This is a genomic window from Anaerohalosphaeraceae bacterium, from assembly GCA_037479115.1.
GTDB lineage: Bacteria > Planctomycetota > Phycisphaerae > Sedimentisphaerales > Anaerohalosphaeraceae > JAHDQI01.
The window spans coordinates 1-25,427 of sequence record JBBFLK010000028.1 but is presented as its reverse complement, the minus strand read 5'-3'; the positions used below and the strand labels follow the sequence as shown (position 1 = coordinate 25,427).

20 protein-coding genes are annotated in these 25,427 nt (G+C 55.2%); 7 read left to right on the top strand and 13 right to left on the bottom strand.

Going from position 1 to position 25,427, the window contains the following annotated elements; all coding sequences use genetic code 11:
- Genes WHS88_11265 through WHS88_11245 form a run of 5 tightly spaced genes read right to left on the bottom strand, consistent with a single transcriptional unit; the run spans window position 1 to window position 6,778 of the window.
- Window positions 1-1,011 (bottom strand): ABC transporter permease, encoded by a 1,011-nt coding sequence (locus tag WHS88_11265; GenBank protein MEJ5260756.1) that lies wholly within the window; start codon window positions 1,009-1,011, stop codon window positions 1-3.
- Window positions 977-1,915: an ABC transporter permease gene (locus WHS88_11260; protein ID MEJ5260755.1), complete on the bottom strand. Its 939-nt coding sequence runs from the start codon at window positions 1,913-1,915 to the stop codon at window positions 977-979. The genes WHS88_11265 and WHS88_11260 overlap by 35 nt, the downstream gene beginning before the upstream one ends.
- Complete coding sequence (locus tag WHS88_11255) at window positions 1,912-3,747, bottom strand: ABC transporter substrate-binding protein (GenBank protein MEJ5260754.1); 1,836 nt, start codon at window positions 3,745-3,747, stop codon at window positions 1,912-1,914. The genes WHS88_11260 and WHS88_11255 overlap by 4 nt, the downstream gene beginning before the upstream one ends.
- Window positions 3,744-5,585, bottom strand: coding sequence for an ABC transporter substrate-binding protein (locus WHS88_11250; protein ID MEJ5260753.1), 1,842 nt, complete (start codon window positions 5,583-5,585; stop codon window positions 3,744-3,746). The genes WHS88_11255 and WHS88_11250 overlap by 4 nt, the downstream gene beginning before the upstream one ends.
- 50 nt (window positions 5,586-5,635) lie before the next feature.
- Window positions 5,636-6,778 (bottom strand): hypothetical protein, encoded by a 1,143-nt coding sequence (locus tag WHS88_11245; protein MEJ5260752.1) that lies wholly within the window; start codon window positions 6,776-6,778, stop codon window positions 5,636-5,638.
- Between the two features lie 290 nt (window positions 6,779-7,068).
- Between WHS88_11245 and WHS88_11240 the strand changes: the two genes are divergently transcribed.
- Window positions 7,069-8,052, top strand: a complete 984-nt coding sequence (locus WHS88_11240) for a DUF547 domain-containing protein (protein ID MEJ5260751.1) — start codon at window positions 7,069-7,071, stop codon at window positions 8,050-8,052.
- A gap of 44 nt (window positions 8,053-8,096) precedes the next feature.
- Here the strand turns inward: WHS88_11240 and WHS88_11235 are convergent, their stop codons facing one another.
- The 3 genes from WHS88_11235 to WHS88_11225 all read right to left on the bottom strand — a co-directional run bounded on the left by WHS88_11235 (window position 8,097) and on the right by WHS88_11225 (window position 12,790).
- On the bottom strand, window positions 8,097-8,822 hold the full coding sequence (locus tag WHS88_11235; protein ID MEJ5260750.1) for a glycosyltransferase family 2 protein: 726 nt from the start codon (window positions 8,820-8,822) through the stop codon (window positions 8,097-8,099).
- Window position 8,823: 1 nt separating this feature from the next.
- Window positions 8,824-10,929, bottom strand: coding sequence for a lipid-A-disaccharide synthase N-terminal domain-containing protein (locus WHS88_11230; GenBank protein ID MEJ5260749.1), 2,106 nt, complete (start codon window positions 10,927-10,929; stop codon window positions 8,824-8,826).
- 91 nt (window positions 10,930-11,020) lie between these two features.
- Entirely contained in the window at window positions 11,021-12,790 is a 1,770-nt protein-coding gene (locus WHS88_11225) for a formate--tetrahydrofolate ligase (protein MEJ5260748.1), read from the bottom strand.
- 316 nt (window positions 12,791-13,106) lie between these two features.
- On the opposite strand from WHS88_11225, the gene WHS88_11220 reads away from it, so the two are divergent.
- The 5 genes from WHS88_11220 to ppk1 all read left to right on the top strand — a co-directional run bounded on the left by WHS88_11220 (window position 13,107) and on the right by ppk1 (window position 19,026).
- Entirely contained in the window at window positions 13,107-13,571 is a 465-nt protein-coding gene (locus WHS88_11220; GenBank protein MEJ5260747.1) for a PEP-CTERM sorting domain-containing protein, read from the top strand.
- A gap of 130 nt (window positions 13,572-13,701) precedes the next feature.
- Window positions 13,702-14,703 carry a CHAD domain-containing protein gene (locus tag WHS88_11215; GenBank protein ID MEJ5260746.1) on the top strand — a complete coding sequence of 334 codons (1,002 nt, stop codon included), beginning with the start codon at window positions 13,702-13,704 and terminating at the stop codon, window positions 14,701-14,703.
- On the top strand, window positions 14,684-15,283 hold the full coding sequence (locus WHS88_11210; GenBank protein MEJ5260745.1) for an HD domain-containing protein: 600 nt from the start codon (window positions 14,684-14,686) through the stop codon (window positions 15,281-15,283). The genes WHS88_11215 and WHS88_11210 overlap by 20 nt, the downstream gene beginning before the upstream one ends.
- Window positions 15,284-15,310: 27 nt before the next feature.
- Complete coding sequence (locus tag WHS88_11205) at window positions 15,311-16,897, top strand: Ppx/GppA phosphatase family protein (protein MEJ5260744.1); 1,587 nt, start codon at window positions 15,311-15,313, stop codon at window positions 16,895-16,897.
- A gap of 8 nt (window positions 16,898-16,905) precedes the next feature.
- Entirely contained in the window at window positions 16,906-19,026 is a 2,121-nt protein-coding gene (gene ppk1 / locus WHS88_11200; GenBank protein ID MEJ5260743.1) for a polyphosphate kinase 1, read from the top strand.
- Window positions 19,027-19,096: 70 nt separating this feature from the next.
- Here ppk1 and WHS88_11195 read toward each other — a convergent pair whose 3' ends face one another.
- The 5 genes from WHS88_11195 to WHS88_11175 all read right to left on the bottom strand — a co-directional run bounded on the left by WHS88_11195 (window position 19,097) and on the right by WHS88_11175 (window position 23,984).
- Window positions 19,097-20,392, bottom strand: coding sequence for a Gfo/Idh/MocA family oxidoreductase (locus WHS88_11195; GenBank protein ID MEJ5260742.1), 1,296 nt, complete (start codon window positions 20,390-20,392; stop codon window positions 19,097-19,099).
- Between the two features lie 51 nt (window positions 20,393-20,443).
- The gene (locus WHS88_11190) at window positions 20,444-21,085 is read right to left on the bottom strand and encodes a DUF1080 domain-containing protein (GenBank protein ID MEJ5260741.1); all 642 of its coding nucleotides are present in this window, start codon (window positions 21,083-21,085) and stop codon (window positions 20,444-20,446) included.
- Between the two features lie 17 nt (window positions 21,086-21,102).
- Complete coding sequence (locus WHS88_11185; GenBank protein ID MEJ5260740.1) at window positions 21,103-22,017, bottom strand: TIM barrel protein; 915 nt, start codon at window positions 22,015-22,017, stop codon at window positions 21,103-21,105.
- 55 nt (window positions 22,018-22,072) lie between these two features.
- The gene (gene cimA, locus WHS88_11180; protein ID MEJ5260739.1) at window positions 22,073-23,653 is read right to left on the bottom strand and encodes a citramalate synthase; all 1,581 of its coding nucleotides are present in this window, start codon (window positions 23,651-23,653) and stop codon (window positions 22,073-22,075) included.
- A gap of 115 nt (window positions 23,654-23,768) precedes the next feature.
- Window positions 23,769-23,984 (bottom strand): hypothetical protein, encoded by a 216-nt coding sequence (locus tag WHS88_11175; GenBank protein ID MEJ5260738.1) that lies wholly within the window; start codon window positions 23,982-23,984, stop codon window positions 23,769-23,771.
- A gap of 488 nt (window positions 23,985-24,472) precedes the next feature.
- On the opposite strand from WHS88_11175, the gene WHS88_11170 reads away from it, so the two are divergent.
- Window positions 24,473-25,138 carry a PEP-CTERM sorting domain-containing protein gene (locus WHS88_11170; GenBank protein MEJ5260737.1) on the top strand — a complete coding sequence of 222 codons (666 nt, stop codon included), beginning with the start codon at window positions 24,473-24,475 and terminating at the stop codon, window positions 25,136-25,138.
- Window positions 25,139-25,427: the final 289 nt, after the last annotated feature.

Genomic DNA, 25,427 nt, shown 5'->3' with positions numbered 1-25,427 from the left:
TCAGTCCACCCTCAATTTGGGGTCCAGACAGTCTCGCAGGGCGTCGCCGAACAGATTCAGGGCCAGCGACAGCAGAAAGATGGCAATCGTGGCGGCGGTCATCTCCCACCAGACGTCGCGGGCCAGTTCCGCCCGGGCGGCATCAATCATCGCCCCCCAGCTGGGCTTGTCGGTTTCCCCCAGCCCCAGAAAACTCAAAATCACTTCGGCATGGATGAAATGGACAAACCGAAGCGACAAGTCGATGATAATAATGTGAAACACATTCGGCAGCAGATGGGAAAAGATAATGCGGGCATTGGAACAGCCGGTCGCACGGGCGGCCAGGACATATTCGCTCTCTTTGCGTTTGATAAACTCTCCGCGGATAAGCCGGCAGATGCCCACCCAGGACGTCAGCCCCATTGCCAGATAGACACTCGTAATGCCGCGCAGTTCCAGCCCGAAAATGGTCTTGTCCCGCAGCACCACAGCAAAGGCCATCAGCAAAAGCAGATAAGGAATCGTGCTGAGGGTGGAAATCAGCCAGATAATCAATTCATCCAGCCAGCCGCGAAAATAGCCGGCGGCAGCTCCCAGCGGCACGCCGATGGCCAGACTAATCAGCGATGCACAAAGGGCCACTGTAATGGAGGTCTTGGCCCCATACAGAGTCCGGCGCAGGGTCGAGCGGCCCATAAAGTCCGTCCCCATCCATTCGCGGCGGATTTCCGTTTTGCCGTCCGCCGTCGTCCACTCATAGGGAACCATCGGCTTCTGATAGGACGGGCCGACAATCTCATTCCAGCGAATAAAGGCCGGAGTTTCCCATTTGCGGGCCTCCGCAATCCATTCAAAAACGGCCAAAGCCAGATAGAAGACAATAACCCAAAAACAGACGACAGCCAGCCGCTGTTTGCGGAGACGGCGAATCCCATCGGCCCACAGAGAGCGGCCCGGCGGGATATGCTCTTCCGTTCCCGGCTGATGGGTCGAATTATTCGAGTTTGATTCGCGGGTCAGCCCAGGCATAACAGATATCCGTCAATAAGGTAAACACCACAATCAGCAGCGAAAAGATAAACGTCATCGCATTGATAATAAAAAAATCGCGGGAGGCAATCGCCTCAATCATCAGGGAACCCAAGCCCGGGATTCCGAAAAACCGCTCCAGGAGAAGAGACCCCAAAAACAGATAGGGAATCGAGAGTACCACGCTGGTAATAATCGGAATCAAAGCGTTCTTGAGCACGTGTTTGAAAAGGACTTTGGATGTGGAAAGCCCCTTGGCAAAGGCCGTCCGCACATAGTCGCTTCGCATTTCATCCAGGACAATCGTGCGGTAAAACCGAAGATTGCCGCCCAGACCGGCGGCGATGCCGATCAGCACCGGCAGAGCCAGACTGGTCAGAAGGGACTCTTCGGGCATATACATAATCGGAAAAAGGCCCAGTTTGTAGGCGAAGATGTACTGGCCGTAGATGATAAAACTCAGATACGGGATGCTCATTCCGGCCACACAGAGCACCACCGCCGCCACATCCAGCCAGCTGCCGCGGACGAACGCCACCATCAGGGCCAGCGAAATCGACAGAACCAGCGTCCCCAGAAACATCGGAACCGTCAAAGACAGAGACGGCCCGACCCCGCGGAGGATTTTGTCGCTGATTTTCTCGCGGTCCAGGGCCCGTCCGAAATTGAACGTCAGGGCTTTGCGGAAATGGTCAATAAACTGACTGTCCAGCGACCAGAAAAGCGGCTTATCGAACCCGTACTCGTGGCGGATTTCCGCGATGGTTTCCGCATCAGCGTTTTTGCCGGCAATCTGTTGGGAAATATCCCCGCCGACAACGGAAAAGAGGAAAAACGTCAGCAGCAGCACGCCGACGACAATCGGAACCGTATAAAGCAGTCTTCGGATAATATAGACAGTCATTTTGGTTTCTTTTTGAGTTCTTTCAGGAGTTCTTTATAGCGGTTTCGCTTCTCCAGGTCAATCCTTCTGTATTTGGCGGTATTGTAGGAAAACTCATGGGGTTTGGCGTTTTTGTACCAGCCGTGGATAATCGCAATCGCGACACGGTGATTCAGAAAGACAGCCGGACAGTCCTCCAGCATAATTCGCTCCATTTGACGGCACAGGCGGGTTCGTTCCGGACCGGGAAACATCGGCTCGGCCTGCCGGTACAGGGCGTCAAATTCCGGATTGGAATAATGGAAATGGTTGCCGCCGTACCCCCAGTTCCACGAACAAAAGGCCATCAGCATATCGAGAGAGTCCGGGATGCTCGGGCTGGCCCCGCTGAAGAAAATCTGAAGCTTGCCCTTGTTCAGCCCGTCCAGATAGGTCGGCCAGTCCATATAATCCACGCGGAGCTGCAGACCGACATCCGCCAGATATTTCTGCAGAAACTGCCCGATCTGACGGTCCAGATTGGATGTGCCCGGAATGGCGATAGTCAGGGGCGGAATGGGCCCGCCGTGAATCTGCTGCGCTTCCTGAAGCAGCGCACGGGCTTCCGCCGGGTCATATTTGGCATAATCGGTATGGACAATATTGGGGTCATATTCCTCCAGTCCCGGCGGCAGATAGCCATAGGCCACTTTGTGCACCCCGTTAAAGAACAGGCGAATGGCGGCCTGGCGGTCGATTGCCCGGCTAATCGCCTTCCGGAGCGGTTTGTTCCGGCCCAGAACAGGGTCCTGCATATGAAAGCCGATCCAGAAAACCGACGGGTCGTCAAAAACGAGCAGCCGAATATCGCGTTCGGCCATCGCAGGCGTAGCCGTCAAGGTATCCGGATTGACGGCCTGGGCGAAGTTGTCCTTGAAAATCTGCATAATGTCCAAATCGCCGCGCAGAAACATCAGCCAGGCGGGCTGAAACTCCTCAATGACGCGATACACAATCGCATCCGCAAACGGAAGCGGCTTGCCGGCGTCCTCCAGATAGCCGTTCTCCCAATCAGACGGCTCGCCTTCCGTCGGATAAGTTCCGCCGTGCCATTTTTCATTGCGAACCAGTTCGATATAAAACCCCCGCTCCCAGACCTTCAGCCGAAACGGACCGGTGCCGACGGGATGATACATAATGTCTTTGCCGTAATAATCGACGGCTTCACGCGGGACCGGAGCCGTGACGGCGGAGGCCAGATACCAAATCAGCTGGGGCCAGGGTTTGGTCAGCTTCAGCTGGAGCGTATAATCATCGAGGGCCCGCAGCCCCTCCACCTCCACGCTGTAATCGACATCCGACTCCCGCCGAAACCCCTTGGTGTACTCTCGAAACTCATCCAGTCCGACGATGCGTCCGTTCCAGTCGGTCCACCGCTGACTCATATATTTGACGTTGGCAATGCGCTTGAGAGCAAAGACAAAATCCGCCGCCTTGACCTCCCTCCCTTTGCCGTCGGGGAAACAGGGGTCGTCGTGATAGAAAATGCCTTTTCGGATGCGGATGGTATAGGTCAGATGGTCCTCACTGATGTCCGGCATATCCTCGGCCAGGAGGGGCACCAGCTCGACCGGACGCTTCAGATAATGGTACTCATACAGGGATTCGTAAATCTGCGAGGCCACCCCAATGGAATAGACATCGGTCAGGTTGCCGCAGTCGAGCGTCTGAATCTTGGAAAACATCGGCACCCGGATGACCATCCGTTCCGAAGCGGAGGAATCCGGTCTCCTGCGGCATCCGGCCGGCAAACAGACGGCCAGGACCAGCAAAACCATGGCGGCCGGTCGAATTTGAACGGTTCTTTTTTTCATTCGTACTGCTTCCAATAGGCGCGGCGCTTGTCCGCATCGATTCGATAATACTTGGCGAATCCTCCCCCCATACATTCGGCTTTATAGGCGTTCGGCTTGAAATTTCCGACCCAGTCGTGATAGAGAATATAGCCGATGCGGTGATACACAAAGGCGACAGGCATATCTTCAATAACCAGCCGCTCGGCCTGCCGATACAAACGGGTCCGCTCCGGCGAAGGCGGCAGAACGCGAATCTGCTCATACAGCCGGTCAAATTCGGGGCTGGAATAATTGCTGCTGTTGGGCCAGGGGGCATTCGGACCGTAAAAAACCTGCAGAAAACTTTCCGTATCGGGATAATCGGCCATCCAGCCGGTCCCGCCAATCAGCTGAAGCTGATTGGTTCGCATCTTTTCCAGAAATGTCGGCCAGTCGAACGCCTCAATCTGGACCTGAAGACCGATTTCCTGAATATTTCGCTGAAAATACTGGGCGATTTGGCGATAGGTCGTATCCGTGCCGCCGACCGCCAGCCGAAGCCGCGGTATCGGGCCGCCGTGAATCCGTTCGGCTTCACGCAGCCAGGTGCGGGCCTTCTCCAGGTCAAAAACAGAGCGGGAAACCTGCACGATGTTGGGGTCATAATCCTCCATCGCCGGCGAAATAAACCCATGGGCGACAATCCCCCGGCCGTTCATCAGCAGCTCAATGAATTTTTCCCGGTCTATCGCATAATTAATCGCCAGCCGAAGCGGCTTATTCTTGCCCAGAATCGGGTCGCTCATATTAAAAGACACATAAAACACATTCGGCTCAATAAACGTCTGCAGCCGAATCCCCTTGCGCTTCATATCCTCCGTAAGGGTCTTACCGAAAGCAACAGCCTGTCCGAAATTGTCCTTCGGGATGGAATTGATGTCAATCCGCCCCCGCATAAACATCAGCCAGCGGGGCTGGTCTTCCTCGATGATGCGCCAGATAATCCGGTCAAGAAAGGGCACGCGCAGACCTGCATCCGCCAGAAGCCCCTGTTCGACGTCCTCCGGCATTCCCTCGGTCGGATAAAAATCGGGGCGGTAGGAGGGATTTCGGACGGCCTCAATATAACTGCCCTTCACCCATTTTTTCAGAACAAACGGTCCGGTGCCGACGGCGTGGTTGCGAATCTCATCCCCGTAGTACTCGACCGCCTCGCGGGCCATCGGTGCTGTCGGCACGTGGGCCAGCCAGAAAATCAGCTGCGGCCACGGACGAATCAGTCGGATTCGCAGCAGATGCGGCTCAACCGCCTCCAGCCCCTCCACCGGTCGGGAGTAATCCACCCGCCCTTTTTCACAGGTTTTGGAATACTCGCGAAATTCATTGAGGCCTACAATCCGATCGTCGAAAATCCACCAGTTCTTGCTGGCGGTCTTGACATCCGCAATCCGCTTCCAGGCATAGATGAAATCCTCCGCCGTCACATTCCGTCCTTTGCCGCCCGGAAAGCAGGGCGCATCGTGGAAATAAACATCCGGACGAATCCGGATGGTATAGGTGCAGCCGTCTTCGGAAATCTCCGGCATCTGAGCAGCCAGCTGCGGCACCAGTTCGTACGGACGCTTGAGATAATGATAATAATACAGCGTTTCAAAGAATTCGCGTGAAACTTCATCGGTGGGCACATCGCCGATTTGGGCCGGGTCGAGGGTCTGAATCTTGGCTCGGGAACGCTGCTGGAAAAGAATCTCAGAATGAGAAGACGAATCTTTGGGTCGGCAGGATGCCGCCAGCAGCCCCAGAATCAGCACGCCGAACATCCCCCTTCGTTTCCAGCGAATCGGTTTGGTTGTCGGCTGCGTTTTCAAACGACTCACGGCTCATTTCCTTTGATGCCTCTCAGGAAGGAGGACGGGAATGCAACCGGCTACCCGGCGGAAGGAGCAGCCGGCGACGCAAAGCAGTTCGGCAGCGTCGGAGGCACCGTTAAAGGCCGACCGTCCGCATCCCGCCCGAAATCAATGCCCAGTCGCGTCGGCAGGGTTCCCCGCCGGCCGACCGTTCCCATCAGATCCTCATAAACCGCCTGCAATCCGCCCGTTCGTTCAAAAGCCCGGCGAATGCCGGCCGCTGAAATCTCCAGCTTCGGCAGCAGACGGTCTTCCGTCTCCGCCAGTACCGTAATCAGCTGGGTGCGGGCCTCTTCGGAAAGATTTTTTCCGCCGGCGGCCTCATCCTGGAGCCATCGCTGCATGACGGCACTGAGCAAAAGGGCAAATCGGCGGCCTGCTGCGCTTTTCTCCTCCGGCAGTCTGGCCGACACATATTTGTCCGTCAGAGCCGCCAGAATCCGCCCATCCACCCAGGCGCTCTTCTCCTGACACTGGGTATAATCGGCCAGCCGACGAGCCGTCAGCCGCTCAAGCAGCTCTGAGGAACGCCCGTCCTGCCAGGCCGCGGCAAAACCGGCCGTCATGGCCAGAATCTCCGGCAGCGGCTCGTTTTGAATCACAGACTGAAGCGCCCCGAAAATCTTTTGAGCCGCTTCCGGATTGGCGGTTGTTTCCGAATTAAGCTGTTTGGCGATTTCCGGATCGGTCAGCGATTTGACCGCCCAGTAGCGCACCACAGCATCCTCATCCTGCGACCACAAAACCCCGAAATCCGCCAAAAGCAGACTTCGCAGTTCGGCAACCAGAATGGCCAGATTTCGGCGCACCATCCGCCGACGGGCAGGGTCTTCAATACGCTCAGGGGCCGTTTGAGCCAACCCGCTCAGGCGCTCCCGCAAAATCGTCAGATAAGCCGTGGCATACAGACTCAAATCCTTCGTACCCTTTTGTTCGACAATCTGCCGGCGGGTTTTGGCCATTTCTTCCGATTGTTCCGCTAAAAAAATCCCATTCAGGGCAGACAAAAGAAACTTATCAATTTCCGCTCGGTCCTGCTCGGAAATCTGAGAACCGGACTCGGCCCGGAGGCGAACAGCTGTGATGGTTTCTGTTGGAACGACGGCCTGTGCGAATGAAGCAAATACCCCTGCGGCCAGAAGGAAAACGACCCTTTTCATCGGCTTGCACCTTCAGAAAACGAATTTAATGTATCCACAATATACGAGAGTACGCAAAGAATAGCCCCTCATCACCATTCTGTCAAGGATTTAAGCAGCCCCAGACTTGCGATTTCACGGATTTTACGGTCCCATAATCCAAAGAATCACCAAAGACCGGAATCTCTCCTCAAACAAAGGGGGTGTTTGACCGAAAAAGGAAAGTGTCGGAATCATTCCTTTCTAATTAGAAAAAATTGTAAGAGAAACGTAAAAACGTATATATTTATAGAATGGTGAAAAGGAATCCGATGAAAAGGATATTTTATTATCTTTTTATATCTCTTTTGCCTGCCGCCCTGCTGCTGACGCTGGAGAGGTCCGCTTTCGGGCAGGAAAAAACCGGCGAACCAAACTCTATTCCCAACCAGACCGAACCCCCCCCTGCTGCTCCTGCGGAGCCAAACAGCCCAGGGCCCAACGGGAATGGAACAGCCGGCGTTTCGACCATCGTGGATGAACAGGCAGACAGCCGCATTCCGGAATTTTTTGACCTGTGCGACCGCATCTTCTCCACTTATGTAACGGAAGACGGGCTGGTTCGGTATGCCGCCTTGCGGAGAAACCGTCTTGAACTGCTTCCGGCCATGCGTCTGCTCAAAGAAATCAACCCGCTGCACCTGATGGCCCTCTCGCAGGAGGACAAAACCGCCTTCTGGATTAATGTCTATAACCTCTGCACTCTCCAGCTGATTGTGGATAATTACCCCATCCAGCCGAAATGGTACATGATTCGATACCCGAATAACAGCATAATGCATATTTCCAGCCCCTGGACCAAAAACTACTTCTGGGTGCAGGGGCTTCAGTACAATTTGGAAGAGATTGAACAGGAATTCCTCCTGGCCCGCACGAAAGACCCTCGGGTCTGCTTTGTCCTGTCCTATGCCAGTCTGGGCGGCGGACGGCAGCGCAATGAGGCCTATCGAGGCAGTAAACTCGACCGGCAGCTGGATGACCAGGTGCGAAAATATCTGTTCAGCCCGCAGGGATATATCTTAAACAGGCAGGAACAAACCGTTTCCCTGTCCGTCCTCTTCCAAACCAAGCGGACGGTTTTCCTCGAATCGGAATACGCTTCCATTCGGCGGTTTCGGGACTATCCGGAGCTTCAGCGGGCCTGGCTGAACTTTTTGGCGCGGTATCTGAGCGCCGAAGAAATTCAATTTCTCGAGAACACCCCCGTCACCTTCAAAATGATCAACTACGACTGGCGGCTCGATGAGGCATTCTAACCCCTCGCGATAGTGCCATTTGCCCCCCATCACCGGCAGCCGCATCAGGAACCGGCCGTTATCTCTTCCGCTCGGCAGCGGATGAACCGCTTTTTCATCCATCGAACGGCCAGCAAATCTCCAAACGCCCGAAAGAGTCTGTTCCAGACTCCGTATTTGGCCCGTCCGGCGTACCGGGGATGGTGTGAAACAGGCACCTCAATGACCCGATAACCCTGCATCTTGACCAGCGTAGGCATAAAGCGGTGCATCCCCTCAAAATACGGCAGCCGCTCCAGACAGCACCGCTTGTAAACCTTCAGCGAACAGGCCGAGTCGTGAATGGTTTCATCCGTCAGCTTGTTGCGGACAAAGTTGGCGATTTTTGTGGACACCTTGCGAAGCCAGGGGTCCTGCCGCTTCTGCCGCCAGCCGCACACGGCATCGGCTTGGTCGAGCATCCCCATCAGACGGGGGATTTCCGCCGGGTCATTTTGAAGGTCTGCATCCAGCGTTGCAACAATCCGCCCCCGAACCGCCTGAAAACCGGCCCACATCGCTGCCGTCTGGCCGTGCGGGCCGTCCAGTTTGAGAATTCGAAGCCAGGGCGTCGTCTTCTGTTCGGCCTTCAGAATTTCCAGTGTCCGGTCTGTGCTTCCGTCATCCACAAGAATCACCTCAAAGGAAAGACCGGATTTCTCGAAAACCTCCCGTATCCGCTTCAGCAGCGGCCCGACCGATTCCTCTTCATTGCGGGCGGGAATCACCAGCGACAATTCTACAGGATTCATATCAGTTTGACTCCCCGGGTGTCTTTTTTGCATCCGAAATACGACCCTCCGAGTCCTCCGCCGAAAGACTCGGTTCTGAAGAAACCTCCGCCAGACGCTGCTTATAAATCAGCCACAGGTTTCGCAAGTAAATGAACACACCGGCGGATTGACCAAAAATAAAAACCGGGTCCCGGCGATAAATCGAATAGACCAGCAGCATCAGACCGCCGGCCAGACTGAACCACCAGAACACAACCGGCACGACACTCTGACCCGCCCTTTCGGATGCAATCCACTGGACAAAAAAACGCAGAAAGAAAAGCGTCTGTGCCGCCAGGCCGAAGACCACCCACAGCAGCTCCATCGTCAGCCAAGGGGGAACAAAGGCCTCAAACGACGGATACTCAACCGGCGGAGACGGCCAGTCTTTCGCCGTCAGGATATACAGCCCGGAATAATCCCCAATCTCGGTTGACTCGTCGCCTGCTTCATAGTCATCCTCATCCAAACGGGAAGCCCGTACATCGGGCAGCAGGATATCCTTCTTTCTTCCCTGAGGGTAGAAAAAAACGATATGAGGGGCAATCTGTCGGGCTTCAGACAGTCTGTTTCCGCGAACCATCACAAATCCGTCCGGATGTCTCTGCAAAAACTCCAGAAGCTCTTCCGACCCGAAAAGAGACGGAATCGGGCGGCGCAGATGATAAACAAGGGTATCATCCCTCCCTTCAAAATAAACGACGGGTTTATCCCCGATGACCTGGCGAAGCTGCTGACAGAAACGCGCCGGGGAGAGGCGAATATCTTCTCGCGGAAGCAAAAAACCAAAAAGCACATATCCGCCGACCAGCAGGCCGGCGGCCTGAGAAATCAAAACCGCCGACAGCTCTTTTCGCAAAAGAAACCAAATGGAAACCGCCCCGCCCAAAACCAGCCCCCCTCCGGCCGTCAGCAGAAAAACCGTCCTCCGAAAAGGATCCAACATCGCATATCCGGCCACAGCCAGTCCCGCCAAGATGAGAAGAACGGACTGGCCAATTAACAGCCCCCGATTGGCTCTCGCAGAGGGAGCATTCTGCTGAATATTTCGACTGAATTGCCCCCAGGCCGCTGCCGTCAAAATCCCCGCCATCGGCAGCAGCGGCGCCAGATAATCAATCTTCTTTTTCCCCACAAAGGAAAAACAAACTACGGCCGCTGCTATGGTTAGGCTCAGCCAAAGCGTTTTTCGCCTCAGAACCCGGTCCGGACGAACTTCCTTCCACAAAGGCAGAAAAAAAGCGGCCAACGCCGTCACTGACCACGGAAAAGTTGCCAGCGGAAACTGTGTCAGATAAAAATAAAACGGACGCCGACTGTGTACGCCGGCTTCCACATTTCGATGAATATCCGAAAACCAAACCTGCCAAACCGTCTCCAGACCGAGACGCTGAATCAGCAAAAGCGGCCAAACAAGAGAAAGCCCTGCAAAAACAAGCAGAGCCCCCAGCAGCCACCCAATCCGCGGGCGTCTTTCCGGAAACAGCCAGAGGGCCCCTGCCGCCATCGGCACCACAAAAAAGAACACCACCGGGCCTTTGGCCAGGGTGCCCAGAGCAGCCGACGCTCCCAACCCCAGCCACAGCCAATCCCGGCGTTCGGTTCCCCAGAAAATAATGGAAACAACCAGCAGCGACAAGGTCACAGTAAAGGTAAGATAAATATCCACTTCGGCGCTGCGGGATTCAATCAGATAACTAAGCGTCAGTGAAACAAAAAGTGCCGTGAGCAAACCAGTCCGTCTGCCGAACAGATGTGCGGCACAGACCGCCGCCATCAGCACGCCGGCCAATCCGAGCAGCGCAGAGGGCAGTCGAAAAACCGGCTCTTCCATTTTTCCGGCTATGGAACGAGCCGCGGCGACCACCCAATACGGCAGAGGCGGCTTTTCCAGGCGAATCCGGTCATTAAACACCGGAACAATCCAATCGCCGCTTCGGACCATATTGTCCGCCGTCACCACCACGCGGGCCTCATGAACGCTCTTCAGTTCCGGATACTCAATCCGAACGAAAAAGAGGCCCCATGCCAGCAGCGTCGCCAGAATAAGCCCAACAACAGAAGAAGACCCAGATTCTTTCGTCATCAAATTCATTGCTTGACGATTATAAATACCCTCTCTGCTGTGTCCAGTTTTTCCTGCAGAAAGAACTTGGATGATTCAGGAGCTGAGCCGACTAAAACAGACCCTGAATCTTTCCGGTTTTGACATTGACATCGATGCGTCGGAAGGCAGGATCAGAACCGGTTCCGGGCAGGAGTTTGATGTCGCCGGCAATCGGAACAACGTAGCCGGCGCCTTCATAAATCATCACATCCCGAATCGGCAGTTTCCAGCCGCGCGGACGGCCTTTGAGGTCCGGGTCGTGGGACAAACTGAGGTGAGTCTTGACCATGCAGGTCCCCAGCTGCCGGCGGAGAGGGTCCTCATCAATCTTTTTCAATTTTTGAAGGGCTTTTTCTTCAAACACCACTCCATCCGCGCCGTAAATCTGCGTCGCAATCAGTTCGATTCGCTCTTTGTGAGGCATCTCGAGGGGATATAAATAATCGAAATCACGCTCCTCCTGTGCGGCGGCGGCGACCTTTTCCGCCAGTTCGAGAGCCCCTTCTCCGCCGCGAAGCCAATGGTCAGAAACAGCCGCCTCAGCCCCGTGGTCTTCGGCAAACCGGCGGACAAAATTCAATTCCGCATCCGTATCTGTTTTGAAGCGGTTGATGCAGACAATCGGCCGGATACCGGACTTGCGGACAATTTCAATATGGGCGGCCAGATTCTCGCAGCCCCTTTCGAGCAGTTCGAGGTGTTCTCGCGTATATTCGATACTGAGCGGGGCGCCGGGTTTGACGGCCGGTCCGCCGCCGTGCATTTTCAGGGCACGAACCGTCGCCACAATCACCACTGCATGGGGCTTCAGGCCTGACATCCGGCATTTGAGATTCCAGAACTTTTCGTAGCCGATATCGGTCCCAAAGCCGCTTTCGGTGACGACATAATCCGCCAGCTTGCAGGCAACCAAGTCGGCGATGATGCTGCTTTGACCGATAGCAATATTGGCAAATGGGCCGGCGTGAACCAAAATGGGCTGGCCTTCAATGGTCTGCAGCAGGTTGGGGTTAAGGGCCTCCACCATCCAGGCCGTCATCGCCCCGTCCACCTCCAGGTCGGCGGTTGTGATAGGGTTGCCGTCTTTGTCATAGGCCATCACAATTTTACTCATTCGCTGACGCATATCAGCAAGCCCTTTGGCCACCGCCAGAATGGCCATCACCTCGCTGGAGACGGAGATTTGGAAGCCGGATTCCATCTGTACTCCATCCATTTTGCCGCCTTTTCCGATGGTGATGTTCCGCAGGGCCTGCGCGCAGAAATCAATCGCCCACTTCCACTGCACATTCTCCGGGTCGATATTGAGCCGGCGAAGACCGATTTTGGCCAGCCGTTCGTCATCGTAATTGCGCTCATGCTGCATCCGGGCCGTCAAAGCAACCATTGCTAAATTGTGGGCATTTGTGACACATTCGATATCGCCGGTCAGCCGGAAAGAAAACGGAACCAGCGGAATGCACTGGGAAAGCCCACCGCCAGCCGCCGTACCCTTGATATTGAACGTCGGGCCGCCGCTGGGCTGGCGAATCGTGCCGACCACACGTTTGCCCAGTTTGCCAAGCCCCTGCACGAGACCGATAGTAGTCGTGGTCTTTCCTTCGCCTAAGGGGGTTGGGGTAATGGCCGTCACGTCGATGTAGCGGGCATTCGGGGCAAAACGAAGCCGCTCAAGAATCTTTTTATAATCCAGTTTAGCCAGTTTTTCCCCCATCGGAAGCAATTCGCCGTAGGCCAGCCCCAAATCCCGGGCCAGCTGGTAAAGGGGTTTCATATTTTCTTCGGCGGCTTCGGCAATCTGCCAGTCGGGCATCACTCGCGGGTCCAGCGTGCTCATCATCTTATTCCTTAAAGTCCATATCTATGTAGTATTTCGGGAGTTTCAGTATATAAAATTATCGGAGAAAATTCTTTGCTTTTTTCTTGTAAGAAAAACAAGAAAAATCTCCAATATATGGATACTGTATGCCTTGTTTTGTTTATATGCATAAGAAATCTCGATATAGAGAAAAGTTAATATACAGAAAAAGTCTTTTTTTCTCTTGACAAAGAAGACGCGTTCCGATAAAGTAATTCCGTAGTTGTACGGAGGAGGCAAATTAAATTTGCCTGCCTGAAAAACGGAAGAGGATTATGAGAATGGACGGGAGGTTAGGATGAAAAAGACAATTCTTCTGGCGGCACTTCTTGCAATGGCTTCCTTCGCTTCGGCACACTTTGAGTTATTTGAAGAAAATCTCTCATTAGGACAGCAAAAAGATTTAATTCACAATGAGGCGGACCCCTGGAAAGGACTGATTACACTGAATGTCACAAATACGGGTTGTCAGCCGTGGGGTGATTTCCACTTCCAAATCGTCGGCGCCGGTGCGTTCTTCTCCGAAGAGGGAACCACAACAAATATTCCCGGAGCCAGCTGGATTGTAACGCCGAGCACTGTTGATTTCTACTTCTACGGCAATCCTATCGGCCAGGGCCAGAGCGCCAGTTTCACCGTGTACACAAACAACCCCAATATGCTGTCGTTCTTTACGCTGTGTGTTTCACCGACTCCTGTTCCGGAACCGGCAACAATGGCTCTGCTGGGTCTGGGCGGACTGGCTCTGATTCGCAGAAAATAAGACCGTTGTCTTTTTCCTCTGACTGTACGTTTCCAAAGGATTCAGAGAATTCTCTGAATCCTTTTTTTATTGATTTCTAACCATCCGCCTTTCTTGCTCTCCTCCGGTCGATCGGCTACAATAAACCTTGATGGAACAGCAAATCAATCAATCGATATATGAACTGGCCGGGCAGACTCTCTGCCGGTATGCAGAGGCAATCGCCAAGAATTTGGAAGGGACTCTGCAGGCCGAGGACATCGAACCGGTCCATCAGGTCCGAGTTGCCTGCCGGCGGCTCCGCACGGCGCTGCGTCTTTTTGCCGTCTGTCTGGACAAAAAACTCCTCCGACGCTGGCGAAAAGAAAGCAAACGACTCCTAAAGGGTTTTCAAAAGGCACGCGACCTCGACGTGCAGATCCAGTTTCTGAATGACTTTTTACCCCAAATCCCCCCGTCAAAAAAGGATGTACTGCCCGGCCTGAAACGGCTGCTGCTTCGTCTTCGACAGCAGCGGCAGCGATTCCAAAAACGTCTTCTGAAAAGCATTGACCGTTTCCGTCGAGAAAATATTTTGTCGGAAATTTTCGCCGAAACGGAACGGCTCAAGCAGATGCAGGGGCCGGCTCCAGCATCCGGGCTGCCGTCTGCGGCGGACCTGGCCAAGACCGCTGTGCGGGAAGCAATGGAGCGCACGCTCGCCCTTCTTCCCTGCCTGCAGGAAAAAGAAAACATCCAGGGGCATCACCGGCTGCGGATTGCCGTCAAGCGGCTCCGTTATACCCTCGAGATTCTTCAGCCTGTTTTCCAAGAGGAGGGCGGGCGATGGATTCAGCCGCTCAAGAAAATGCAGACCCTTCTGGGCGATTTAAATGACTGCGCCGTATGGCTGGAACAAATCGAACAATTTTCTACAGACGAAGAAAAACGCACCCAGGAGTACTTCGGGCACGCCCGTCCTTTTAAAAGACTTGAGCCCGGGATTGAGTTCCTGCGCCGGAACCGAAAACAGCAATGGCAGGTCCTGTACCGAGAGGCTTCCGCCTACTGTCGAAAACTGGAAAAAGACAGATTCTGGGACCAACTGGCGGAAGCTGCCGCTTCTTCGAATGCAATCCCTCTCCAGCAAACGTATGGACAATCCCCGGCTTGAAATCATTGCACAGGCGGAATCCTTCGCAGACCGCTGCGGTGCTGAAAGAGAGCACCGTCAGCAGGTGCATCGGCTTTCCATGAAACTTTTTGACCTGTTTGCAGAGACCTTAAAACTCGATGAGTCGGACCGCTTTATACTCCAATGTGCGGCAATCCTGCACGACATCGGCTGGTGTACAGGGCAGCAGGGACATCACAAACAATCGATGAGAATGATTCTGGAAGATGCCACCCTGCCGCTGACGCCGGAGGAACGCACCCGGATTGCTCTGACCGCCCGCTACCATCGAAAATCCCTGCCGAAAAACGACCATCCGGTGTACAGCAACCTGCGTCCAGACGAACAGAAACGCATCGCCGCCCTGGCCGCCCTCCTGCGGATTGCCGACGGACTGGACAGCAGTCATCAAAGCTGCATTCAGGACATCCAGGCCCTCCGGAACAGCCAGCTGCTGATTCTTTCCTGCCGAAGCCGCCAGGATGCGTCTGAAGAAATGCAGGCTGCACAAAAAAAATCTGACCTACTGGCCCAGATACTGGCTCAGCCGGTGAAGATTGTCTGTGAAGCACCCCGATGATTTGGGATTGACGGCAGCAAAAAAAAGATGGATACTGCCATTGCTATGACCGAACAAGACGGCAAACCGATTTCAACTCCGGATGCATCGATTCTGGCGGCAATCGATATCGGGACAAACTCCATTCGAATGTCTATCGGCCAGGTTTTGTCGGACGGACGCGTCGAAGTCCTCGAGCGGCTCCAGCGGGCTGTGAATCTCGGACACGATGCCTTTCGGCACGGACATCTCGAACGGGATACCATTCGGGCCGCCATCAGCATTTTGCGGGAATTTAAGCGGCGAATTGATTTTTACGGCGCCCGGCGCATCTGGACCGCCGCCACCAGCGCCCTGCGGGAGGCCCGCAACGCCGATGTCTTTGTGGACCGGGTCCTGCTGAGCACCGGTCTGGAAGTGGATATTTTAGACCCCACGGAACAGGGACGTCTGACCGTTCTGGCTGTACAGGAAGCCCTCAAAAATGACCTGTCTCTGATGGGACAGCAGACCCTGATTACCGAAGTCGGCGGCGGAAGCACCATGCTCACTTTTCTCAAAAATGGGCAGATTACCGCGTCCCAGGGGCTGGGACTTGGCTCGATACGGCTTCAGGAAATTCTCGAACCGGCCGGCGGCAGCTGGATGCAGACCTCTGAGTTTATCCGACGGGAAATCGAGTCCATCCTCTCTCCGCTCGAATCCCTGATGCCGCTCCGGTCCGTCAAGACCTTTCTGGCCCTCGGAGCCGACGCCCGTTTTGCAGCCGACCAAATCGGGACCCCCCTGCCCAATCCTTTTTTCCGGAAAGTGTCCCGTTCCAAATTCAAACGTCTGCTGGAAAAACTGAAGAGCTTTTCGCCTGAACAGCTGGCTCGGCAGTACGACCTGCCCTATACAGAGGCGGAAACCCTCGTGCCGGCCCTGCTGATTTACCAGGAGCTTCTGGAGGCCACATCCGCCAAAGAATGGCTCGTCTCGTCCGTTTCCATGCGGGACGGCCTGCTGATTGAATTGTCCCGACGAAGCAGCGGACGCCAGGAACAGGCCTTTCGGCAGGAAGCAATCCAGTCCGCTCTTTCGCTGGCGGAAAAATATAAGGTCAATCTGGACCATGCTCAGCGGACGGCGGCCTGCGCCGTTCGGCTCTTCGATGCCCTGAAATCTGAACACGGCCTTACGGACAGACATCGCCTTCTTCTCGAAATCGCCGCCTTGCTCCACGAAATCGGGATGTTCGTCTCGGCCCGTGCCTATCACAAACATACGCTTTATCTGATTCTCAATTCGGAAATTTTCGGATTAAGCCGTGAAGAGGTGCAGATTGTCGCCCATACTGCCCGCTACCATCGGCGGGGCACCCCCAAACCGACGCATACGGAGTTTCTGAATCTGTCCCGTGAAAACCGCCTGGCCGTCAACAAACTGGCCCCCCTGCTGCGTCTGGCAAAAGCTATGGATCTTGAAGAAATGCGGCAGATTGAGCAAATGCGTCTGACTCTGCAGGAGGACAGCCTGACGATTGAGGTTCCCGGCCTTTCCGAACAATCCCTGAAAACCCCCTCGATCGGACTGGGAACCGACTTCTTTGAAGACGTCTATGGTCTGAAAATTCGCTGGCTCAGCAGCACATAGGTGCATCCATGGGAAAGAAATCTGAAGAAAAACTCAACCGCCCGGACTCGTTTTTCAATCGAGAACTCAGCTGGCTTGAATTCAATCGACGCGTGCTTCAGCAGGCCCAGAATCCCAAGCTGCCTCTGCTGGAGCGCGTCAAATTCCTGGCGATTTTTGCCTCCAATCTGGATGAATTTTTTATGGTTCGGGTGGCCGGTCTTCGCCAGCAGGCCGCTTCGGACATCCGAAAAAAAGACCCCAGCGGAAGAACCCCCGCCGAGCAATTAGAAGAAATCAGCATCCGCTGCCATCAGATGGTGGCCGAGCATGCCCGAACAATGCATCAGGTTTTTGCGGAGCTGCGGGAAAACGGATTGATTCTCCTTCGCCGCAAGGAACTGACTCTCGAACAGAAATCGGCCCTCAAGACTTATTTTGAATCCGAAATCTTTCCGGTATTAACCCCCATCTCTCTGACAGAACTGGACCCGCCGCCCCTGCTGAGTGCCCTGCAGATTTTTGTTGCGATGGTCCTGGAGCCACAGGAAAAAGACCAGCCGCCGTCCATTCTGGCTGTTCCGGTGCCGGACATCTTCAAGCGTTTTCCGGCCATCCCCTCTTCCGGACCTACCACACTGATTCCGCTGGAAGAATTGATTATTGAATTCGCCGGGATGCTGTGCCCGAACAGAACCATTCGCTCCGTTGGATGTTTTCGGATTACACGAGATGCCGATGTGCCGATTCAGACGGACGAAGCCGGCGACCTGCTGGAAACGATGGAAGAAGCGGTGCGTGAACGGCTCCGGCGGGCAGCCGTACGGCTGCAGATTTCCTCCAACCCCGCACCGGAACTGCTCCGCTGGCTTCAGGAACACCTGGACCTTCAGCCGGCGGACATCTATGAAACCGATGCCCTGCTGGGCGCCCGCAGCCTGTGGGAAATCGCCGAACGTCCGGGTTTTGAACGGCTCAAACTTGCAGACTGGCCGCCCCAGCCGCCGGCCGATTTGCCTGAAGATGAGGATTTGTGGGAAACCATCCGCGACCATGATGTTCTGCTGGTGCACCCGTACGAAAGCTTTGACCCGGTAGTCCGCCTTCTCAAAGAAGCCGCTGAAGACCCGCAGGTGCTGGCGGTCAAACAGACGCTGTACCGAACCAGCGGCGACTCTCCGATTATCCGGGCCCTCGAAAAAGCCGCCGAAAACGGCAAAGAGGTCACCGTGCTCGTGGAGCTGAAGGCAAGGTTTGACGAGCAGCGAAACATTCAATGGGCACGCCGTCTGGAAGATGCCGGCTGCATCGTCATTTACGGGGTCATGGGATTGAAAACCCATGCCAAGGCCCTGCTGATTGTGCGTCGGGAACAGGGCCGCATCCAGCGGTATGTCCATCTGTCAACGGGCAATTACAACGACAAAACCGCCCGGCTTTATTCGGATATCGGCCTGATCAGCGCAGACCCCGACCTGGCTCGCGATACCGCATCGTTTTTCAACCTCCTGACGGGGCTGTCCGAATCCGTCGGCTGGTCAAAACTGGTCATCGCCCCGACGGCCATGCGAAAACGGCTTCTCGAACTGATTGAGCGGGAAATTCAGCTTTCCACGCCGGACCGCCCGGGGCTGATTATGGCCAAACTCAACGCACTCGAAGACAAGCAGATGTGCCAGGCGCTTTATCGGGCTTCCCAGGCAGGTGTGAAAATCCGCCTGAATATCCGCGGAATCTGCTGCCTTCGGCCCGGTGTAAAAGGGCTGTCCGAAAACATCGAGGTCGTTTCCATCGTGGACCGTTTTCTCGAACACGCCCGCATCCTGTACTTCGACAACGGCGGACGCCCGGAGGTTTATCTGGCCAGCGCCGACTGGATGGGCCGAAACCTGGACAAACGGCTGGAACTGCTGTTCCCGATTACAGCCCCCGGTCCCCAAAAACGGCTCATTCAAATGCTCGAACTGTATATGGAAGACAACTGTCAATCCTGGCAGCTTCTGCCCGACGGTTCCTACAAACTCAAAGACACCAAAGGCAAGCCCATTCGGGCCCAACAGATCCTTTATGAACAAGCCATAGAAGCCGCCCGGCAAAACCGGAAAACTCAGGGCCGTTTCCGCCCCATCAAACAGGAAAAAGAGGCCTAAGGCGGCCTCTTCTTCCCTTTCGAGTCAATATATGAGCTCCCCAAACGCCGGAGGGCCGAACGCCCCCGAATCAGGCATTCGGCTCTGTTCCCGGAATCGGAAAGACATCATCCGCCGGTGCTTTGACCGTGCCGTTCTCGAAATCCTCCGCCGTCGGAGAAAGAGCCAGATTGTACCAGGGGCTCCTGGACTGCGGGTCCGTCAGGTCCTGCCAGCGAACCAACTGACCCGTATAAGCACTGATTCGCCCCATTATCGCCGTTAGATTTGTTTCCGCCGCCCACTGGGCATCCTGCAGGGGTTTGCCGTCCCGGATGCTCTTGAGCAGCGAAATATGCTCCTGAACATACGGATTCTCATGCAGTTTTAGGTCCGGCACATCCGGCCGTGCGCCGGAGGAAGGATTGACCGGACCGCTTCCGGCCGTGGTGCCCTGCGTGCCGGTGAAAAATTCGGCCACCCGATTGTAGCAGCCGTCCACCTGTCGGCACATGCTGTGGATATGAACCCCGCCGCCGTAGTCGTAATCGACGCTGAAGAAATCAAACTGGTTGCCGGTCTTTCGGCGGGCTCGGCCGCCGAAGCCGACACACTGACGAGGGGTCTTGCCGAGGAACCAGTTGGCCACGTCAATATTATGGAAGTGCTGTTCGACAATGTGGTCTCCCGACATTTCCGTGAAGCTGACCCAGTTGCGAACCATATAATCGGCATCGCTTTCCCCGGGACGCCGTCTGTTGAACCACAGATGCCCCATACACCACCAGACCTGACCGGATAAAATGGTTCCGATGGCCCCCTGGTCAATTGCATATTTGGTCTGCAGATAAGACGCCTGATACCTCCGCTGCGCACCGACACATACAGCCAGCCCTTTGGAAACGGCGGTTTTGCCGATTTCAAGAATCTTCCGGGACCCCGGCGCATCCACGGCAACCGGCTTTTCCATAAAGACATGCTTGCCGGCCGCTATCGCCGCTTCAAAATGGCGGGGACGAAAGATCGGCGGCGCAACCAGAAGCACGACATCCGCCTCTGTGGCCAGGGCCTTCTGGTAAGCCAGCGGACCGTCAAAACATCGCTCCGGCGAGACCTTATGCTCCTGTGCGGTCTTTTGCGCACGGTCCCTGAAAAAGTCCGCCACCGCGGTAATTTCCGCCGTCATGCCCAGCGAGGAGGCGGCCTGGAGACAGTCTTTTAACGCTCCGTTGCCTCGTCCGCCGCAGCCGATCAGGGCCAGACGGATTTTTTCCTGTCCGGCGGCAAACAGCGAAGAGGCCGACGGCCACAGCGAAACGGAAGCGGCGGCCGCCGTTGTTTTCAGAAAATCCCGACGCGTCAGATTGGATGGATTTTGCGGATTCATGGGTCTGCTCCTGTTTCAAAAAGTCTTTTTTTCTATCCCTGCTCTCCGCCGTTATCGAAGCTTTTCAAGAACGATATTGCGAAACTCGATGGGGGAGCCTTCGGACTGCAACGCGATAAAACCGGACGCCGCAGAAAGGCCTTCGGCCCGATTCTGCCGCACACCGTTTACAATCAGCTCCAGCGTATTGTCCCGACAGATGATTTCATATCGGTTCCACTGGGGCGGTTTTTTCTCACTGGACGGCCGGCGGCGCGGCAGGCGCAGATACCGGGAATCCTCCGGACGAAGAACCTGACCGTCCGCCGTCAGCGACAATTCCTCCCCGATAATTATAATGTCGCCCGCATCCCCGCTTCGCAGCTGTGCCTCATAACAGGTCGGCCAGATTCGGTCCTCTCCCGAGCCGTGCACAAGAACGCCGCTGTTGGTCGGCTCCTGCGGCCAGCGCCATTCGAGGGTCAGTTTGTAGTGGGAAAACGGTCGGGTTGTCCGCAGATAGCCGTGGGGGCGTCCTTCGCAGCGGAGAACACCGTTCCGAATGCTCCAGACCTGCGACACAACCACCCCCGGGTCATCCGTATAGAACTTCCAGCCGTCCAGATTGTAGCCGTTGAACAGCCGGATTCGCTCCGCACATCCGGAAGCCAGCATACTGAGACACACTGCAACAAAAGCCGTTCCAAACCGCATGGATACACCCCCGGATTTTACAGTTCAAATGCATCACAAATTCGATATGCCTGAATCCGAGCCAGCTCCCCTTCTTTGCCGGGTTTGCTGGTGCCGTGCTCCATACAAAGCACCCCCTCATACTTTTTCTGATAGAGGTGCTTGAAGATATTCCGGTAATTGATTTCGCCGGTGGTCGGCTCCATCCGACCGGGCACATCCCCGATATGAAAGGCCGCAATCCGGCTCCAGGCCGTGTCGATGTTGTGTATCAGATTGCCTTCCGTAATCTGCTGATGAAAGAGGTCATTGACAATCATACAGGCGGGACTGCCGACGGCCTGACAAATCTGAAAGGCCTGCGAGACTTTTGTTAAAAACAGGCCCGGATGACTCTTGGGATTCAGCGGCTCAATCACAATCGTAAGGCCTTCCGGCTCACAGACCTCCGCACAATACTTGAGGTTTTCAACGACATTGGCCGTCTGGTAATCCCACTCCAGACTCTGGTCATACTGGCCGGGAACCACCAGGGCCCATTTGGCGCCGGTGCGTTTGGACGTCTCGACGGCCTGCTTCATTTTGGAAACCAGCTGATTGCGGACCGACCGGGACGGCATCACAAACGTCCGCTGGCCGAACTGGGCTTCGGCGACAAAGGGACCTATCATCATCCCATATTGGGCGGCAGCCTTCGCGATTTTCTCCTGCAAATCCGGACTTTTGCCCATCAGCCCGTTGTCAAAAAACGCCCGGAACCCCTGCTCATGCATAAACTTAATCTGGTCAATCGGGTCTTCGCCGGCGTGATGCCTGAATTGTCCCAATTCGGGGGCATACCGAAGCTTGAACGGGCCGGTTTGACTGGAGGCGGATTGTTCAGCCGCTTTGAGGGCACTGGAAAAAGCGGCTCCGGTCACCAGCGACGTGCCTAAAAAAGTTCGCCGATTCATTTGTGTTCCCCTTTTCTATAAGCCACCGGAAGAAAGGGGCCCCACCGCGGGGCCGTCAGCATACGGCCTTCTGTTTCTGCCGGTCTTTGAGCAGCTTGTATTCCACGCTGTCCACCAGGGCCAGCCAGCTGGCCTCGATGATATTCTCCGAAACGCCCACCGTTCCCCACAGGTCGGTGCGGTCCCGGCTTTCAATCACCACACGCACTTTGGCGGCCGTGCCCGCCTTGGCATTGACTACGCGGACTTTGTAATCCACCAGCGACATTTCCCGCAGCGACGGATAAAACCCCTCCAGGGCCTTGCGCAGAGCCGTATCCAGCGCATTGACCGGACCGTCTCCCTCCGCCACAACGTGCTCGACTTTCCCGTCCACCCGAAGCTTGACGGTAGCCTCTGTGACCATTGTCCCGTCGGGGTTGCGCTCCACATCAATATGATATTTGAGCAGCTCAAAACAGGGAACATACTCGCCGAGGGTCTTCTTCACGAGCAAATCAAAACTGGCCTCCGCCGTTTCAAACTGGTATCCGGCGTTTTCGAGGTCCTGAACCGCCTTGAGAATCCGGGCGGCTGTCTGCCGATCAGCCGTAATTTTTTTCCGCTCAAGCTTGTCCAGCACATTGGAGGAGCCGGACAGCTCGGAAATCAGAAATTTGCGCTCGTTGCCCACCAGAGACGGATGGATATGCTCATACGTCTTTTCATTTTTGCGGAGTGCATCGATATGAAGCCCGCCTTTGTGAGCAAAGGCGCTTTCGCCGACATACGGCAGATTGGGAATCGGCGGCAGGTTGGCCACTTCAAAAACAAAGCGGGACAGCTCCGTGAGCCCTGCAAGCCGCTGCGGGCCGACCGTTTCATACCCCAACTTCAGCGTCAGATTCGGAATGATTGAGCACAGATTCGCATTGCCGCTTCGCTCCCCCAGCCCATTAATCGTCCCCTGCACCTGGCGGGCCCCCGCCTGCACCGCCGCCAGAGAATTGGCCACGGCGCACTCCGTATCGTTATGCGTATGAATGCCGACGGTCACTCCGCTCAGGGTCCGGCAAACCGTCTGCGTAATGTCAAAAACCTCTGTCGGAAGGCAGCCCCCGTTGGTTTCACAAAGCACCAGCACATCCGCCCCGGCCTCGGCGACGGCCTGAAGAACGCTCAGGGCATACTCCGGATTGTTTTTATATCCGTCAAAAAAATGCTCTGCGTCAAAAAAGACCTTACGGCCCTGTTTTTTCAGATAGGCAACGGAATCGGAACAAAGACGAAGATTGTCCTCCAGACTGCAGCGGAGCACTTCCTTCACGTGCAGGTCCCAGCTTTTTCCGACAATCGTCAACACGCCGGCCCCGCAGCGCAGAAGGGCCTGCAAACCGGCATCTTCTTCGGGTTTCTGGCCGGCACGGCGAGTGCTTCCGAAAGCGGCCAGCTGGGCATGCTGAAGCGGCCGCTCCGCCATCGCGGCAAAAAACTGCTCTTCCTTGGGATTGCTGAGAGGAAACCCGCCTTCGATATAATCGATACCGAATTCATCCAGTTTTCGGGCGATGAGGAGCTTGTCCTCCAGCGAAAAACTGATGCCCTCGGCCTGCATCCCATCCCGCAGCGTTGTATCGTATATGGCTACTTTTTCCATGATTTCCGCATCGTAAAAAGAAGGGTGCATTGTAGCCTTTCGGCATCCGCAAGTAAAGCAGAAAACCGTTGTTCCCCCCGAACGCTTTTTTCGGAAAACTGTCCGTCAGAAAGCGTTACGCCTTGGCTTTGGCCTTAAACTCCCCGCACCAGTTGCTGTCATAGACCTTCGGCCAGTGGACATCATTCTTATAGCTGCCCGTTGCCTCCGAACGCGTGACAAAAATCGTCCGGTTGGGAGCTGGAGCATACCGCCGGCACTCCCCGGCACCCGGTGCGGTTTGGAGATAATATTCGCATTTATCACACGTCTGCTGACGGACTTCAATCATAATCGACTCCTCTTTTCCAGAAAACGGTTTTTCTTTTCCTTCCTGCCGAACACCCAAAATCGGAAAACCGGCACCATCCTAAGGGAGAACCGCTCCCTGGTCAAACCTTTTCTTTTGCCGCTAAGCCGGCAGATGCGGAGAAAAAACATCCGCTTAAAACACCGCTGCGGGCTTGAGCCCTTTTCCTTCGCAGAAAAAATTTTCCATTTTTTCCTTGCATTTCCGGGCAAAGCAGGTAAAATTGTCAGCTTAATCATCAAAGTGAGGTTCCTCGAGCGGCACTGCTCATTTGTAAAAATCTTTTTTCACCTCCTGATTTTTTGCTTCGATACAACGGCATCTTTTTTCTGCGGCAGATACGGACGGATTCTGCGGTTTTGGGCCTCCGCAACAAGTCCCCTCAAGCCGTGCGCAGACACCAGCGACAGCGGGCTTTTTTCATATACGAGTCCGAACAGAGAAAGTCTTTTTTGGAGGGTTTGAAACGTATGGAAACCAAAAAAAGCGTCATTCTTCAGCTGGCGGCCGTTCTCCTGCTGACTGCCGCAGCCCTCGGCCAGGTCCGGGAAGGTCTGTTCCAAATCGACCTGTACACTCCGGAGCAGGTCGCCTGGGACCGCCAGCTCAATTCCGGCTATGACAGCACCTGGTATCGGTATCCCCAGCCGAATGCTCCTCAGCCCCTGCCCTGGTGGAATCAATGGTTTTGGAATGACCCCTATATCCCCGGCGGCAAATGGGTGCGCGTCTTCTTTGACTACAAGCTGCTGATTCCGGACCTGCCGGGAGATGTTTTCATCACCATCAACTGGACAAACGGGCTCTGGGTTGGGCAGAATACACCTCCGATTTGGTCCGACCCGCCCGGCTATGACCCGGAAATGTACATCGAGCGGCTTTCGGACCCGCAATACAATCTGAATCCGGAGCAGTGGAGACTTCATCTTCCGCCCGGAACCCAGCCCGGACGCTGGGACAGCGGAAAGATTTGGCTGCCGATTGACTACAATCCGGAGTGGGTGTCCGTCGATGTACAGGGGATGGGCAACGTGGGCATCTGGAACGGTGTGATTCTCCACGAGTGTGTTCCGGAACCGTCCACGCTGAGTCTTCTGGCTGTGGCTGGAGCGGTGGTGATTCGGTTTAAGAAGTAAGGTTTTCTCCGCCTTGTTTCCAAAAGGCCGGCGGGGTTCCCATCTAAAAAAGAGCCCTGTCGGCCTTTTCTTTTCCAATCCTTCTTTGCTCCTGATGAGCAAGTGTCTATAATATCTCCCGACAAAACGAAGGCAGAAGGCCTGGATTCCCGCCTTCCTTCTTCGCTGAAGCTTCGAAGGACAAGTCGGGGGAAAGACTGGATTCCCGCCTTCGCGGGAATGACCGAGGCCTTTGCGGGAATGATTTTATGAAAGCGTGCCTCCAGACGAGCTGTTACAATCTCGTCGG